The organism is Streptococcus viridans, from assembly GCF_900636365.1.
Lineage (GTDB): Bacteria > Bacillota > Bacilli > Lactobacillales > Streptococcaceae > Streptococcus > Streptococcus viridans_A.
Window position 1 is genome coordinate 1,325,103 of record NZ_LR134266.1, and the last position, 17,005, is coordinate 1,342,107.

At 41.4% G+C, this 17,005-nt stretch carries 13 protein-coding genes; 5 read left to right on the top strand and 8 right to left on the bottom strand.

Going from position 1 to position 17,005, the window contains the following annotated elements:
* The first annotated feature begins 6 nt into the window (after window positions 1–6).
* Window positions 7–1,182: an aminoacyltransferase gene (locus EL081_RS06975; RefSeq protein WP_126404549.1), complete on the top strand. Its 1,176-nt coding sequence runs from the start codon at window positions 7–9 to the stop codon at window positions 1,180–1,182.
* Between the two features lie 231 nt (window positions 1,183–1,413).
* On the opposite strand, the gene tpiA is transcribed toward EL081_RS06975, so the two are convergent.
* From tpiA to ftsW, 4 genes are all read right to left on the bottom strand, one after another.
* Entirely contained in the window at window positions 1,414–2,172 is a 759-nt protein-coding gene (tpiA, locus tag EL081_RS06980) for a triose-phosphate isomerase (protein WP_023027078.1), read from the bottom strand.
* Window positions 2,173–2,336: 164 nt separating this feature from the next.
* Window positions 2,337–3,533, bottom strand: a complete 1,197-nt coding sequence (gene tuf, locus EL081_RS06985) for an elongation factor Tu (RefSeq protein ID WP_061564186.1) — start codon at window positions 3,531–3,533, stop codon at window positions 2,337–2,339.
* A 255-nt stretch (window positions 3,534–3,788) separates the two neighbouring features.
* Window positions 3,789–6,614, bottom strand: a complete 2,826-nt coding sequence (gene ppc, locus EL081_RS06990; RefSeq protein WP_126404551.1) for a phosphoenolpyruvate carboxylase — start codon at window positions 6,612–6,614, stop codon at window positions 3,789–3,791.
* Between the two features lie 28 nt (window positions 6,615–6,642).
* Window positions 6,643–7,881: a cell division peptidoglycan polymerase FtsW gene (gene ftsW, locus EL081_RS06995; protein WP_126404552.1), complete on the bottom strand. Its 1,239-nt coding sequence runs from the start codon at window positions 7,879–7,881 to the stop codon at window positions 6,643–6,645.
* A gap of 256 nt (window positions 7,882–8,137) precedes the next feature.
* Between ftsW and EL081_RS07000 the strand changes: the two genes are divergently transcribed.
* The 3 genes from EL081_RS07000 to EL081_RS07010 all read left to right on the top strand — a co-directional run bounded on the left by EL081_RS07000 (window position 8,138) and on the right by EL081_RS07010 (window position 10,199).
* Window positions 8,138–9,001, top strand: coding sequence for a GH25 family lysozyme (locus tag EL081_RS07000; protein ID WP_006595924.1), 864 nt, complete (start codon window positions 8,138–8,140; stop codon window positions 8,999–9,001).
* Window positions 9,002–9,087: 86 nt separating this feature from the next.
* Complete coding sequence (locus EL081_RS07005) at window positions 9,088–9,561, top strand: aminoacyl-tRNA deacylase (RefSeq protein ID WP_111674403.1); 474 nt, start codon at window positions 9,088–9,090, stop codon at window positions 9,559–9,561.
* A 14-nt stretch (window positions 9,562–9,575) separates the two neighbouring features.
* A complete protein-coding gene (locus tag EL081_RS07010; RefSeq protein ID WP_126404554.1) occupies window positions 9,576–10,199 on the top strand; it encodes a histidine phosphatase family protein in 624 nt (207 codons plus the stop codon).
* Between the two features lie 311 nt (window positions 10,200–10,510).
* On the opposite strand, the gene lysS is transcribed toward EL081_RS07010, so the two are convergent.
* The 4 genes from lysS to EL081_RS07030 form a co-directional block, all read right to left on the bottom strand.
* Window positions 10,511–12,001: a lysine--tRNA ligase gene (gene lysS / locus EL081_RS07015; protein ID WP_126404556.1), complete on the bottom strand. Its 1,491-nt coding sequence runs from the start codon at window positions 11,999–12,001 to the stop codon at window positions 10,511–10,513.
* A 183-nt stretch (window positions 12,002–12,184) separates the two neighbouring features.
* Window positions 12,185–13,537 carry an ABC transporter permease gene (locus EL081_RS07020; protein ID WP_126404557.1) on the bottom strand — a complete coding sequence of 451 codons (1,353 nt, stop codon included), beginning with the start codon at window positions 13,535–13,537 and terminating at the stop codon, window positions 12,185–12,187.
* Window positions 13,537–14,232, bottom strand: a complete 696-nt coding sequence (locus EL081_RS07025) for an ABC transporter ATP-binding protein (protein ID WP_126404559.1) — start codon at window positions 14,230–14,232, stop codon at window positions 13,537–13,539. Before EL081_RS07025 ends, EL081_RS07020 begins: the two co-directional genes overlap by 1 nt.
* Window positions 14,216–15,373, bottom strand: a complete 1,158-nt coding sequence (locus EL081_RS07030; protein WP_126404561.1) for an efflux RND transporter periplasmic adaptor subunit — start codon at window positions 15,371–15,373, stop codon at window positions 14,216–14,218. Before EL081_RS07030 ends, EL081_RS07025 begins: the two co-directional genes overlap by 17 nt.
* 200 nt (window positions 15,374–15,573) lie before the next feature.
* On the opposite strand from EL081_RS07030, the gene gorA reads away from it, so the two are divergent.
* Window positions 15,574–16,923 carry a glutathione-disulfide reductase gene (gene gorA / locus EL081_RS07035; protein WP_126404562.1) on the top strand — a complete coding sequence of 450 codons (1,350 nt, stop codon included), beginning with the start codon at window positions 15,574–15,576 and terminating at the stop codon, window positions 16,921–16,923.
* The last annotated feature ends 82 nt before the right edge of the window (window positions 16,924–17,005 follow it).

The window sequence follows — 17,005 nt, forward strand, 5'->3', positions numbered from 1 at the left end:
TGACCTATGACATTCAAGATTATTAGTAGGGAAGATTTTTACCAACACTCTCTTACTACTTCCAACCACTCTTTTTTACAGAGTATTGAAATGGCTGATTTGCTTCATAAAAGAGGCGCAACCATTCACTATATTGGATGGGAAGAGCAAGGAACATTAGCTATCTCTGCCATTTTATACAGCCTACCTATGACCGGAGGCCTACATTACGAAATCAATAGTGGGCCAATCGTTACGGATCCTCGCTACCTACCAGATTTTTACAAAGCATTACAGGCTTATGTTAAAGAAAATGGTGGTATCGAATTCATTTTAAAACCCTATGACCACTATCAAACTTTCGATAGCAATGGAAATCCAACTGAAGAAGAGCAAAAACAACTTCTCCATCCCCTACTGGATCTAGGCTATCAATTTGATGGTTTACAAGTGGGCTATCCTGGAGGAGAGCCAGTTTGGCATTATCTGAAGGACCTCACCGATTTTGATGCCAAATCTCTCCTAAAATCCTTCAACAAGAACTGTAGCCGGAATATTACGACTGCTCTCAACTATGATATTTCCATTCGAAATATTAGGAGAGAGGAAATCCCTCAGTTTAAACAAATTATTGAGGAAACTGGAAAACGTCAAGGTTTTGAAGATAAGAGTCTAGACTACTACTACGATCTCTATGATACCTTTGGGAAAAATGCAGAATTTCTCATTGCTGAAATCAATACAGCTGATGCACTCGCTTACTTAGACCAGAAGATTTCCTTGCTGAATACTTCATCTAAACAATATGAGCAACAGTTGCAAAAGTTAGAGAAACAAAAGACACTTGTCCGTGAGACCTTGGCTGATGAAACAACTGAAACTGTTCCTTTGGCCTGCGCCCTCATCATCTATAATCCATCAGAAGTGACCTATTTATTTGGTGGTTCGTATACCAAATATCAGAAATTTTCTGCTGCCTTCTTGATTCAATACCATGCAATGAAGCGAGCGTTAGAAAAAGGAATCACCTTATACAATTTCCTAGGCATTCAAGGGATCTTTGACGGATCAGACGGTGTTCTTCGTTTCAAACAGAACTTCAACGGCTATATCGTCCGTAAGATGGGTACCTTCCGTTATTACCCAAATCCTCTGAAATTTAAGGCCTTGTCCTTGATTAAACGACTCTTAGGACGCTCATAACAAACAAAGAGGCTGGGACAAAAGTCCTAGCCTCTCAATTGTCTTTGGATTGTCGAGCAAGACGCAGTGGTTGAGTAGGCTATATATGCTGATTTCATCAGCTTTTACAGCCCTACTCAACTGTGCGGAGGTGGGACAACGAAATCGAATTCTAACGAATTACCGATTTCTGTCTCACTCTCTTTTAAGACAATAAAAAGACGAGAAGTCTCTCGCCTTTTTTATTCTGCATTAGTTTACGAAGTTCAACAATGCCAAGAAGCTTTCTGGATCAAGGGATGCACCACCTACAAGAGCTCCATCAACGTCTGGACAAGCCATGTATTCTGCAACGTTTTCAGGTTTCACTGAACCACCGTATTGAACACGTACTTTGTCAGCAACTTCTTGACCGAAGTCAGCAGCTACAACGTCACGAACCACTTTACACATTTTTTGTGCGTCGTCTTGTGAAGCTGATTTACCTGTACCGATAGCCCAAATAGGCTCATAAGCGATAACAGATGCAGCGACTTGCTCAGCTGTCAAGCCAGCCAAAGCAGCTGATACTTGAGCACCTACGAATTCAGCAGCTTTACCAGCTTCGTAAGTTTCAAGTGACTCACCACAACAGATGATTGGAAGCAAACCATTTGCAAAGATTGCTTTTGCTTTTTTGTTGATATCTTCGTCTGTTTCGTGGAAGTAGTCACGACGTTCTGAGTGACCGATGACTACGTAGTCTGTACCGATTTCTTTCAAAACTTGTGGGCTAGTTTCACCAGTGAAAGCACCAGCGTTTTCAAAGTAGCAGTTTTGAGCAGCAACTTTAAGGTTTGAACCTTTCGCTGCAGCAAGAACAGTTGTCAAGTCAAGTGCAGGAGCTGCAATTCCAGCTTCAACAAGATCAGATGAAGGAAGTTTTGATGCTACTGCTTCAACGAATGCTTTTGCTTCTTCTGGGTTTTTGTTCATTTTCCAGTTACCAGCAATAAATGGTTTACGTGACATTTCACATACCTCGTTTTTCTAATTTTATACTAACTATTTTACCATAATTTTCGTCATAATGAAAGGTTGCACAAGCTCATTTTGCTTTTTAGCATAATAAAAACCCCGTCTTCACGGGGTTTTCTGTCTGTCTATATAATTGTTAATCTGGGAACTAGATCGAATTAAGCTTCGATTTCAGTAACCATACCTGAACCAACAGTACGTCCACCTTCACGGATTGAGAATGTAGTACCTTGTTCTACGGCGATTGGGTGGATCAACTCAACGTCGATAGTCACGTTATCACCAGGCATTACCATTTCAGTTCCTGCTGGAAGTTCGATAGATCCAGTTACGTCAGTTGTACGGAAGTAGAACTGTGGACGGTAGTTGTTGAAGAATGGAGTATGACGTCCACCTTCTTCTTTAGAAAGGATGTAAACTTCACCTTTAAATTTAGTGTGTGGGTTAATTGAACCTGGTTTAGCAATAACTTGTCCACGTTCGATTTCATCACGTTGGATACCACGAAGAAGCACACCAACGTTGTCCCCTGCAAGACCTTCGTCAAGTTGTTTACGGAACATTTCAACACCAGTAACAACCGCTTTTTGGATTTCTTCTTTAATACCAACGATTTCGATTTCGTCGTTGACTTTAACGATACCACGGTCGATACGTCCTGATGCTACAGTACCACGTCCAGTGATTGAGAATACGTCTTCGACTGGAAGAAGCAATGGTTTGTCAGTATCGCGTTCTGGTTCTGGGATGTACTCATCAACAGTGTTCATCAAGTCCATGATGATGTCTTCATATTTAGAATCACCTTCAAGAGCTTTAAGAGCTGAACCTTGGATAACTGGAAGGTCATCACCTGGGAAATCGTATTCTGAAAGAAGGTCACGGATTTCCATTTCAACCAATTCAAGCAATTCTTCATCGTCAACCAAGTCAACTTTGTTCATGAAGACGATCAAGTGTTTAACACCAACCTGACGTGAAAGAAGGATGTGCTCACGAGTTTGTGGCATTGGTCCATCTGTAGAAGCTACTACAAGGATAGCTCCGTCCATTTGGGCAGCACCAGTGATCATGTTTTTAACGTAGTCCGCGTGTCCTGGCGCATCGATGTGAGCGTAGTGACGTTTTTCAGTTTCATACTCAACGTGTGCAGTGTTGATGGTGATACCGCGTTCGCGTTCTTCTGGAGCAGCATCGATAGACGCATAGTCTTTAGGTTGGTTAACTGATGAAGGCAAGCGACGTGCCAAAACAGTTGTGATAGCTGCAGTTAGGGTAGTTTTACCGTGGTCAACGTGTCCGATAGTACCAATGTTAACGTGTGGTTTACTACGATCGTATTTTTCTTTTGCCATTTGAGTAAAAGCCTCCAATAAAATATATTTTATAGATAGACAGTAGGCAATACAGTCTAACTTTCCTTACTATTCTATCTAATTTTAGATGAAATTGCAAGCCTTTTACCTATATTTTCTTAATTATTCCTTTTCTAATCTTTTATTTTTCCATCTGACAGAAAGATCTTAATAAAGCTTTGAAAAATCTCCCATTAAATCCCCTATTTCTTCTGCTTCTAAGTAGAAAAAAATCGGAACTCTCGTTCCGATTTTTTAGCCTGAATTACGCAATCCTGTCGCGACACCATTGATCGTGATATGAATCAACTTGTCCTGATCTGCAGGCAATTCACCACGTCTTTGGCGTTTAATTAATTCTAATTGGATATAGTTCAAAACATTAAAGTATGGCATACGATAATCTAAACTATCTTTTAGATAAGGGTTCTCAGCCAAGAGTTCATCATGACCCTCAATTTGTAAAATAACATCTTTAGTCAATTGCCATTCATCCAGGATAATATTGAAGATGTCACGAACCTCCTCTTCTTCACATAGCTTGGCGTATTCAAAAGCAATGTTCATATTGGCTTTTGAGAGCACCATGTCTACGTTTGAAAGAAGAGACTTGAAGAATGGCCATTTTTGGTACATATAACGCAAGGTTTCAATGTTTTCAGGGTCTGCATCAATAAATTCTTTAAAACTAGAGCCTACACCGTACCAACCAGGGAACATGACCCGGCTCTGTGACCATGAGAAGACCCAAGGAATGGCACGCAAGCCACCGATTTCTTTGATGGTCTTACGGGCTGCTGGACGGGAACCAATATTGAAACTAGAAATAGCCTTAATCGGACTGGATTCGAAGAAGTAATCATAGAAATGTTCGTTGCCAAACACCAGTTCACGATAAATATCGTAGCTACGATTGACAATTTGGTCCATTATCTCATTGTACTGATCGGACATGCTCTTTTCACTCTTCTGCTTAGCAATCATCCGGTTAATTGTTGCAGAGACCAACATTTCCAAGTTGTAATAAGCTGCATCCTTGTTCCCATATTTGTTGCCAATGACCTCACCTTGCTCCGTCAAACGAATGCGGTCATTAATGGATCTCAATGGTTGTGAGGTAATGGCTTCATAGGTTGGACCACCCCCACGACCAACCGTTCCACCACGGCCATGGAAGAAGGTGATCTTGACACCGAACTCGTCTCCAATCGCTGTTAATTGTTGCTGGGCCTTATAGAGAGTCCAACAAGAAGATAGATAACCACCGTCTTTATTACTATCTGAATAGCCAAGCATAATTTCTTGGTAGTTATTCTTAGAAGCAATCCAGCGTTTGGCAATTGGAAGCGAAAGATATTTTCTCATTGTATCTTCAGATTGGTCCAAGTCTTCAATCGTCTCAAAGAGGGGAACAATTTGCACTCGTGCACCATCTTTATCGATCAGTCCTACTTCTTTCAACATGATGGCCAACTCAAGCATATCAGATACACTGGTTGCATGAGAAATAATGGTTTGACGAATAACGTCTTCACCAAGTCGATCCTTTAATTCACGCGCTGTTTGGAAAATAGCTAATTCTTTTTCAAGCAATTCTGATTTTTCTGCATGGGTAGCAGATAAAATCCGAGGATCTTCTAACAACTCTTGTAAAAGCAAGTCACACTTTTCGTCTTCTGACAAATCACTGTAATGGTCATTGATTCCAGCTTCTTTGAGAAGTTCTGCAACACAGGCTTCATGGACACTCGAATCTTGACGCATGTCAATCGAAGCCAAGAAGAATCCAAAGACTTCTACTGCTTCTAATAACTCAGCAAACTCTCCTGAGATTAAAGCCTCTGCCTTATTTTCAATCAATGACTCTTGAATTAGGGTCAAATCCTGTTTAAATTCTTCAATTGTTTCGTAATAAGAAGGACGGTCTTCTGCCAACTCTTGGATAGCTCCACTGATGCGGTTGCCAATATAATCAGAAATTACCCCTTGTTGATGGGTGTGAGCACCAAGAAGACGCTCAACTGGATGGCGGTCATCTACTGTTGAGCCAACTACAGACCACTCCTTAATATTCAATAAGGTTTGCACCAATTTGGACTGAATATAATGGAAGGCCCGACGGTAAGGCTCCTTCTCTCTAAAGACAGATGTATCACTGGAACGGGCTGCCATCTCTTCAACCGCTTGACTAGTTTTTGAAAGATTGGTAGAGAGGGAGAAGTTCCGATAAAGGCTAGATATTTTCTGAATATAATAGTTTAGAATGACTTCACTTTGAATGGTTGCTGATCGCTTCAAAGTCTCTGCGGTTACAAAAGGATTCCCATCCCGGTCTCCACCAATCCACATTCCCATCGTAATCGGTTTAGGTTGTTGTAACTCAATCCCTTGCTCCTTGGCAAGACGTTTGTATTCCAACATTAAGTTAGGAACAGCCTGAAGGAAGGAGCTATTATAGTATTCCATAACGTTGGTAATCTCATTGGTTACCTTGAGTTTCTTTTCACGGATCATATCGGTTTGCATCATAATTTCAATATTGCGACGCAAATTATTGTACCATTTGGTCTCGTTCATCAAGCCAGCTTTTACATCTCGATGTTGACGCAAAAGACTGTGAATGTGAGTGGTTAAGTCCAACATGGTTTTTCGTTGCACTTGGGTCGGATGAGCGGTTAATACTGGCACAACATTGAGGTGTTCCAAGATTTCCTGAGCATTCTCAGTCTCAGCCACCTGGCGAATGGTGGACGACAGTTTTCCTAGATAGTCTTGTCCCACATTATTTTGATGATTGATTTCAAAAGCTAAATCGACGTCTTCAGAGATATTAATCAACAAAGGGAGAATGGCAAAGTAGCGAGAAATCACAATCATCTCTTCATTTGATAACTCTTTAACAATTTGATCTAATTTTAAATAGTCTTTTGAAACTGATAGTTTTTTCAATTCAAGAATCTTATCAAAGGTTTCTGGACTCACCAAATTTTTAGCAATATCTTCTAAAATAGTGGTTAAAATCTCTGCTTCTTCTTTGATAATTTCTTTGTTGGTATAGCTCTCTAGTTTTTGTAAAGTCATGATAACTCCTTTCTTTACTCACTCCGGTTTAGTAATAGCTCTGAATTTTCTGAGGCTTCTCGTAAGAAGGATCCTCTTGGGTAGCTAGGGCGCGCTTTTCACTCGCATCAATATTTAAAACAAGGGCAATCGCAATGGATAAGACCCACAAACTATTTCCTCCTTGTGAAAGGAAGGGAAAGGTCACCCCGGTCGAAGGAATCAGCCCAGAAATCCCACCAATATTGATAAAGGTTTGAGTCAAGAGCATCCCTCCTATACCGATGGCCATCATTGAATTAAATGGATCTCTTGCCCGAATCCCGACAAGAATAATGCGCAAAATTAGGAAGAACAACAAGGCTAAGATGAGACTAGCTCCCACAAAACCAAGTTCTTCAATGACGATCGAAAAGACAAAGTCTGTATGTGCTTCTGGCAAATACCCTTGCTTTTCAATCGAATTTCCAAGTCCCAAGCCAAACCATCCCCCATTACTCATGGCGTAATAGGAATTGGCTAGTTGGTGTCCCGAATCTGATAAATCATTGAAGGGGTTGTAAAAAGCACTGAATCGTTTTGCTACATATCCAAACACGGGGATTTTTGAGAAGCGCTCTACACCGATTAGCTGAATAGAATAAAGAAGAACAGTTGAACCTCCTACTAGGATAGCTAATAGGCTTGAGAACCAGCGGTAAGCTATCCCACTTGCACTAATCATGATTAAAGTTGTCAGTGCGAGAATGGTCGCATTTCCTAAGTCTGGCATGATGACTACAATAGCAATCAGGAAGAGCACCATCCAACGCCAATCCGACAAATCTCGAGGAAGCCATTGATTGTGGGTTAATGCTTGGTAATCATATCGCTGAATTTCTTCTTGCTTTTTAGAGAAGACCAAGGCCAAGTACCAGACGATGATAATTTTCAAATACTCAGCTGGCTGAATCGAGAAACCTCCAAAACTTAACCATCCATGCGCACCATTGACCGTATCTGTAATGAAACGCGATAACAAGAGAAGGATCGTCTCAGCTATAATGAAAATTCCAATAAAGCCCTTTTTCTTTAGGACATTTAATTTCACCTTATAGGTAATCAGAATAGTGATTAAACTTAGGACAAAAAAGATCCCTTGGCTTCTAATCATCCCGAAAGGACTAAGCCCTTTTTGGATGGCTAAAGCACTCGTTGTCGAGTAGACAATAATCAATCCCAATATTGACAAAAGGAGGTAAGGGATCAGGATTGAATAGTTTAAAAAATGACGTTTATCTAATTTCATGTAACACCCATACTTCTAATTTTCAGTTTTCATTATATCACCTTTCAATAGTAAAAAAAAGGAAAGACCAAATAAGATTCGGTTTTCACTTTCAAAAGATGATAAAACAGACCAGTTCAACTCACTTTTCCACTTCTACTATTGAAAGAAGGTACGAAAACTCGAACCTCCTATTCACTATAATATCATCTTGTTTTTCTTGTTTTCGAACCCTTTGTTTTGCCTTTTTCCATCTTTTACGGTAAAATGATTCTGTATGAGAAAAAGGATTAAACCAATTGTCCTCTTTGTCTTTTTCGCAAGTATCTTTTCCTTTCTGCTAATTTCTAAAACAGTAGCAGATATTCAAAGGAATCAACTTGCTAGAAACAAGACCCTACAAGAGGCAAAGAAAACCAATCAAACAAAAATCCCGTCTTCCTCTTCTTCTGACTCAGTTGAAGAATTAGATCAAGAATTTTTGAATCGACCCATTATCGATATCTCTGGTTGGCAATTGCCAAGCGAGATTGATTATGATCTCTTAGCACAGAATGTTTCTGGAGTCATTGTTCGAGTTCATAGTGGTGCTCAAGCTAAAAAAGAAAATGCTGCGACTTATTTAAATGGAATAGACAAATCATACGAAACTCATATTAAAGAGTTTCAAAAACGAGATATTCCAGTTGCGGTATATGCTTACGTAGCTGCCAAGGACAAAAAAGAAATGGAAAAAGAAGCAGAAGAGTTCTATCAGGCATCCAAAAAATACAAACCAACCTATTATTGGCTGGATGTAGAAGAAAAAACGATGGGTGATATGAACGCTGGAGTGGAGGCCTTCCGTGCCAAGCTAGAATCATTGGGAGCCAAAAATATCGGAATCTATATCGGGACCTATTTCATGGAAGAACATAGTATCTCCACTGATAAATTTACCGCCCTCTGGATTCCAACTTATGGTTATGATGATGGCTACTACAATGCTGCTCCTTCTACTGATGATGAGTATGACCTTCATCAGTACACCTCTCAGGGACAATTGAATGGCTTCACCCACTACTTGGACTTGAACCAGATTGCACCCACACAAGATCAAGAAAAAATCTACCGAAAACTATTTACTGTAGAAAAGAATTAAAAGAGGCGACTGCCTCTTTTTCTCTTGAACTGAAACTCAAAGAGTATGATATAATGTTAGAAAATTAAGAGAAAGAGAATGATAAGATGGCAAAAAAGCAAAAAGTAAAAAAAACATTGGTTGAACAAATTTTGCAAAAAGCAAAAATCGACCATACAGGATTACAAATCAATGCCCTTGAGGGAATCATTCCTGAAGGGATTACGACTGAGCAAATCTATAAGACACTAGCCCTAACAGGCGATAAAACTGGTCCTGTCATCGGAATTGTTCCCATCTCTGCCCATTTGTCAGAGAAAAAATTGGCCAAACTATCTGGTAATAAAAAAGTTAGTATGATTCCGCAAAAAGATTTAGAAAAGACGACGGGCTATGTCCACGGGGCTAATAATCCTGTTGGGATTCGACAAAAACACAACTACCCTATTTTCATTGATCAATCCGCCCTGGACCTAGATCAGATGATTGTCTCTGCAGGTGAAGTTGGTCACAGTATTCAAATCAAGGCGCAAGATTTAGCTGATTTTGTCAAGGCTAGCTTCGAAGACTTAGTCGAGTAAAGGATCAAACACATATGAAACTATATTTTTTCCGTCACGGACGTACTGAGTGGAATGAGGAGGGCCGTATCCAAGGGGCAAATGGCGACTCTCCGCTTTTAGAATCTTCCATCCAGCAGTTGGAAGCCTTGGGCCAGCATCTATCTCAAACATACTTTGACGCAGCTTATTCAAGCGACTTGCCAAGAGCCGTCCATACTGCTCAAATCCTCCTCAAACAAAACCAGCATCCCATCACCCTCCAAGAGACTCCTGCTCTCCGGGAATGGCGCCTTGGTAGGCTAGAAGGTAGAAAAATTATGGAGTTGAAAGCTCTCTACCCGGAGGAAATGAGGGCTTTCCGACACAATTTATCACAATTCCATAACAATCTATTCGATGCGGAATCTCTTTCTGATACGACCAAGCGGACCTGTGATTTTGTAAAAAGCTTGAAAGGAAAAGAACTCGATACCGTTCTTATCGTTGGACATGGGGCTAATTTAACAGCTTCTATTCGGACCCTACTTGGCAATAAACCAGAGGAACTCCGTAAAAATGGGGGCTTAGATAATGCCAGTGTGACCATTTTGACAACAGATGATTTTGAGCACTATCACTTAGCGACTTGGAATGATACCTCTTATTTGGAAGACTAAAAAACACTGATTGCAAGATAATTGTTTCAGAATAGAGGCAAAGTTCACTTAGAAACTTTCCTTAGGTGAATGCGGACGTCAGCGAACTTCGAAGAAGTTCCATGACTTAGTTTTGGACCTAAGGTTCCAAAACTCCCGAGTTCCTGAAACAATTTAATTTCAGGAACTTTTCTCACTGCGGAAAGTTTTTAATCTTCTTAGATAACAAAAAATAAAAGTTATTTTTTGAAAATCATCTAGTTGTCTTATGTAAAACAATAGTCTGTATACATTCAAAAACACTGATCACAAGATCAGTGTTTTCTTATAGCTTATTTCATAGTTGGGAAGAGAAGAACATCACGGATAGTAGTCGTATCAGTAAGGAGCATGCAGAGACGGTCGATACCGATTCCCAGTCCTCCTGTTGGTGGCATACCATACTCAAGAGCTTCTACATAATCGTAGTCAATACCAGTTGCTTCGTCGTCTCCCAATTCTTTAGCACGCGCTTGTGCTTCGAAGCGTTCCAATTGGTCGATTGGGTCGTTCAATTCTGTAAAGGCATTGGCATATTCCTTGGTCATAATAAAGAGCTCGAAACGGTCAGTGAAGCGTGGATCTTCAGGATTTTTCTTAGCGAGTGGTGATACTGCTACTGGGTGACCATAGACAAAGGTTGGTTGTGTCAAGGTTTCTTCCACATATTCTTCGAAGAAGGCATTGATGATATGACCCACTTCAGTGTAGTGTTTTTCAACTGGCACATGTTTTTCTTTGGCAAGGGCTACTGCTTCTTCAAAGCTCATGTCTTGCCAGAAGTCAACACCAGCAATTTCCTTGATTGCATCCACCATATGAACACGCTTGAATGGTTCATTGATCTTGATTTCAGTTCCTTGGTAATTAACTGGACCATCCCCATGGATGGCTTTCGCAGCGTGTTGGATAATGCCTTCCGTCAAGTCCATAATATCTTGGTAGTCAGCATAGGCTTGGTAGACTTCGATGGATGTGAATTCGGGGTTGTGAGTAGCATCCATTCCTTCATTACGGAAGATACGTCCAATTTCATAAACGCGCTCCATTCCACCAACGATCAGGCGTTTCAAGTGAAGTTCGGTCGCAATACGAAGGACCATGTCAATGTTTTGGGCATTGTGGTGAGTGATAAACGGACGCGCAGATGCTCCACCAGCCTGGTTGTGAAGGACAGGAGTTTCTACTTCAAGGAAGCCTTGACCATCCAAGTAACGACGGATTTCTGAGATGATTTTTGAACGAGTTACAAAGCGCTCGAAACTTTCACGGTTAGAAATCAAATCCAAGTAACGTTTGCGGTAGATGGTTTCCACATCTGAAAGTCCGTGGAATTTTTCAGGCAAGGGACGAAGAGCTTTAGACAAGTGTGTGATGTGAGTAGCTTTGATTGAAAGCTCACCCATGTCTGTCCTCATCACTTCTCCTTCTACCCCAAGGAAATCTCCAAGGTCTGCCTTTTTGAAAATTTCATAATTTTCTTCACCAACTGCGTCTTTACGAACGTAAATTTGGATTTGACCTTCACGGTCTTGAAGGTGGGCAAAACCAACCTTTCCTTTTCCACGTTTGGTCACAAGACGACCCGCAATAATGGCTGTTTCGTTCAAGTCATGAAGTTGTTCTTTATCTAATTCTGAATATTTTTCTTTCAATTGACCAGAATCTGCAGTACGTTCGAATCGCTTTCCAAATGGGTCGATTCCTTGTTCACGAAGGGCCGCCATTTTCTCACGACGGACAATCTGCTGGTCATTTAATTCTTCCATATGTTCAGTAGTCATTTGGAACCTCCTAAGTTATTCTCCCCTATTTTATCATATTTGACGGGGAAATACACTATTCTTGAGCAGGAAAAATGAAAAAAGGAATGGAAGGAAAGGGTTCCTTCTCCCTTTTCCATCACATTCCATTCATTCATGATCAAATTTTACTTCATCCGAATCAACTATGTAGGTCATTCATCCTTATTCATAGCGAAGAGCTTCAATCGGATCGAGTTTTGATGCCTTGCTTGCTGGTAAGATACCAAAGACGATTCCGACACAAGCTGAAAAGATGATACTTCCAATAGCCACCGACATGGAGACGACTGGAGGTCCTTCTAGAGCACCTGCAGCTGCTGTGGCGATGAGGGCATTGACACCATAGGCCAATCCCAAACCGAGAATTCCTCCCATCATGGTCAAGACCATGGATTCAATGAGGAATTGAATCAAAATTTTTCCACGAGTAGCTCCGAGGGCTTTTCTCAGACCGATTTCACGTGTCCGCTCAGTCACAGAAACCAACATGATATTCATGACCCCAATCCCACCAACGAGAAGGGAGATTCCTGCAATCGCACCGATGACTGTTGTCATAATTCCGAGCATTTGATTGGTCTGCTCCAAGATACTATCCATGTTAAAGATTTGGAACTCTCCTTGGCGAACTCCCGATAACTCGGTTAATTTTTTCGCTGCTTCGATTCCAGTTGGTTTAATCTGTTTGACATCCGGGATATGCACCACAATAGTAGAAATTTCTTCTGTTCCAAATTCTGAAGCGACTTGGGTATTTGCCATCAAGGCACTCCCTCCAGAAGAAACTCCATACAAAGCAGATCCAGCATTTGGATCCTTGAAGATTCCTACCACCCGATAGTTATTGTCTCCGACAGCAACCACTTGGTTGAGGGCACTTTCTGTCCCAAACAAGGTCGAAGCTAAACCTTCATCCAACATGATGACCCGTGAGAAACTCTGATAGTCTGAAGCATTTAGTTTTCTTCCTGAAACCAATTCAAATTTTCTGACAGAGAAATAGGTATCATTGACCCCCATGATATTCACCCCTTCAGATTTTTTCTTCTGAAAGGAGATAGTGGCATTGGCTGTATGACCAACATAGTAGCCATCAATGCCAGGAATCTTGGTCAGTTCCTTGACCCATTCTTCTTGAACGACGGGTGGTGTTTCAAGGATTGGATTGTCAACATCTTCGCTACTTTCCTCTCCATAGCCAGCTGGCGGTGACATTCCTTGGTCTTCTTCACTTGCAACACCGCCTTCCCCACCACCTTCAGCGCCACCTTCTTCAGAGACAGGTTCTGGGCCAAGATTAAAACCAGTCATGTAGCCACTCTTACGGGCGGAATACGAAATCTGAACATATTGCTGATCCTTGGTAAAGGTCTTAGTCACTCCAGCTTTCATCCCATCTCCGAGAGCCATGATGACAACGACCGAGGCAACCCCGATGATAATCCCTACCATGGTTAAGAACGATCTCATTTTATGTCCCAAAATGGAACTAATGGCGAATTTCCAGTTCTGCATCAGGCCCTCCTTTCATTGCGGCTATCCGAGGATATAACCCCATCTCGAATGACAATCTGCCGTTTGGCATAAGCGGCAATCTCCGTTTCGTGGGTTACCATGATGATGGTTTTCCCTTCTTGATTGAGTGCTGTCAAGAGCTCCATAATTTGATCGCCAGTTTTGGAGTCGAGAGCTCCAGTTGGTTCATCCGCTAAGATAATAGAAGGATGATTGACCAAAGCACGCGCAATGGCCACCCGTTGTTTTTGCCCTCCAGACAATTCCGAAGGAAGGTGGTGCATCCGCGTATCTAGTTCAACTTTCTTTAAAAATTGTTCAGCTAATTCCTTTCGTTTAGAAGTATTCACTCCTGCATAAATCAAGGGAAGCTCGACGTTTTGAAAGGCATTGAGTTTTGATAGGAGAAAGAATTGTTGGAAGACAAAGCCAATTTGCTCATTGCGAACTTGGGCTAACTTCTTTTCACTGAGGTTCCCAACCTCTTCCCCTTCTAGTCTGTACTCACCACTGGTCGGACGATCGAGAAGTCCAATGATATTCATTAGGGTCGATTTCCCAGAACCAGAAGGTCCCATAATGGCTAGAAATTCTCCCTCTTCTACTTCTAAATGGATATCCTTTAATACCTGCAAGGTTTGATCGCCATTTTTATAACTTTTATTGATATTTTTCAGCTCAATCAATTTTGTCATATTTTCCGACCTCTTTCCCATCTTCCAAATCTCCAGAAGGGTTGGTGATGACTTGAGCATCTTTCTTCAAACCTGATAAGACTTCTTGATTTTCAGCATCTGCATTTCCTAAGGTAACCATGACTTTTTTAGCCTTACCAGCTTCAATGGTCCAAACATAGCTTTGATCGCCATCTGATAAGACACTTGTCACAGGAACTAAAGGATGGATGGTTGAACTTTTCACTTCAATATTAACAGAGAAACCTTGCTTTAAATCACCAATCTCACTGGTAATATCTACCGTAAATGGATATTTAGCTCCCCCTGTTCCTTGGCCAGAACCTGCAGCACTTGCACCTGTCTGACCTGCATCTGTCGGATAGTTGGCAACGTAGCTAATTTTTCCAGTCCATTTTTTCCCAGGATAGACTTTAGAGGTTAAAGTCACTTCTTGACCAACTGAAATGTTGGCTAGATTGTATTCAGACAACTCACCTTTTACTTGAAGGTTACCATTGCTGACGATATGAACAAGGGTTTGATTGGTTCCGGTTGTTGATTTTGAAACATCTTTATTAACTTCTACAACCGTTCCATCTGTACTACTTTTTACGGTTGTAGCATCCAACAAGGCCTTGGCTTTTTCCATATTAGCCACAGCATCCGCACGGGCATCGCGTAAATCACCCACTTGTGTGTCCAAGGAGCGTTGGGCTTGAGAGGCCGAACTGCTATCTGCTTCCTCATCTCCTGTTGTATCAATGGTCACTCCATTGGTCAAGAGATCGTTTAATTGACGATCTGCCTTATTTACTGCACGAACTGCGGCATCATAGGCGGATTGTGCCTCTGTACTACTATATTGGACAATAGCTTGCCCAGCAGTCACTTGATCCCCGACGTTCACTAAGATAGATTGCAAATCTCCCTTGGTTCCATCAAAGTAAATATATTGTTCTTGATTGGCCGTGACTTTACCTGTCAATAAGACAGAGGAAGCAATCGACCCTTCTTTCACCGTTTGCACCATAGGCGTCATATCGACCATTTCTTCAGGGCCAGGGCTTGATGTTCCAAAAGCAAGCCAGCTACCTATTCCTACAACTGCTAGTGCAGCACCTGTAGCTGTAACGATTTGCCATTTTTTAAATTTCTTCATTTCTTTCCTCCAGTATTCGAAAGCGTTTCAAATTATAAGTTTAGTATATCATATTTCCTCATTTTTCAATTCAGAATCATCTGTTTTGCACGTTTTTTTTGCTATTTTGTTTCCTTCTCCTATTCAACGATGGCAATTCCTTGATTTTTGTAACCTATGTTGTTACAATGAAAGTGTAAATCAACAAAGGAGTACTAACCATGAAAGAATTTGATATTATCTCCATTGGTGGAGGTAGCGGAGGGATTGCCACCATGAACCGTGCTGGAGAACATGGAGCCCGCGCTGCTGTTATTGAAGAAAAACAATTAGGGGGGACCTGTGTCAACAAAGGATGTGTCCCTAAAAAAATTATGTGGTATGGCGCTCAAATTGCAGAAGCCATTCGTGATTACGGTCCAGATTATGGGTTTACTTCTGAACAGAGCAATTTTGATTTTGCGACATTAAGAAAGAATCGCGAAGCCTATATTGATCGAGCTCGTTCTTCTTATGATGGCAGTTTTAAACGAAATGGTGTGGAATATATCCAAGGTCGCGCTCGCTTTGTCGATGCCCATACGGTTGAAGTCAACGGGGAAACCATCAAAGCTAAACATATTGTGATCGCTACAGGGGCTCATGCTTACATCCCAGATCTACCTGGAGCAGACCTAGGAGAAACCTCTGACGATGTCTTTGCTTGGGAAGAACTACCAAAATCAGTGGCTATTATTGGCGCTGGTTACATTGCGGTAGAACTGGCTGGTGTCCTCCATGCCCTAGGTGTTAAGACGAATCTCTTCGTTCGCGGTGATCGTCCCTTAAGAAAGTTTGATTCCTACATTGTCGATGGCTTAATGGAGGAGATGGATAAACAAGGATTGCCTCTCCATCCTCAAAAGGTTCCTGTTCGACTCACGAAGGAAGAAAATGGTCAAATCCGAGTTTATTTTGAAGACCAAACATCTTTTGTCGCTGATCATGTCATCTGGGCAACAGGGCGAAAACCAAACGTCCAAGACCTCCATCTAGAAGCTGCAGGTGTCACCTTAAATGAGAAAGGATTCATTGCAGTAGATGAATACCAGAATACGGTTGTTCCTGGCATCTATGCTCTTGGGGATGTCACAGGAGAAAAAGAATTAACTCCTGTCGCTATCAAGGCAGGGCGCACCCTATCCGAACGTCTCTTTAATGGAAAAACCGATGCTAAAATGGACTACGCAACCATTCCGACCGTTGTCTTTTCCCATCCAGCGATTGGTACAGTCGGTCTCACTCAAGAAGAAGCCGAAGAACAATACGGAAAAGAAGCCATCAAGGTCTATACTTCTAGTTTTGCCTCTATGTATTCAGCTGTGACCCAACATCGTCAGTTGGCTAAATTTAAACTCATCACTGCAGGACCGGAAGAAACCGTTGTCGGTCTCCATGGTCTTGGATACGGGGTGGATGAAATGATCCAAGGATTTGCCGTTGCTATCAAGATGGGAGCCACAAAAGCTGATTTTGATGCGACAGTCGCTATTCATCCAACTGGATCCGAAGAATTCGTTACCATGCGCTAATATCAGAAAAGGTTTGTTCGACAAGCCTTTTTCTTATGTTTAAATTTTAATGTATCATCGTTGAAGCTTCCATAGTCTAATC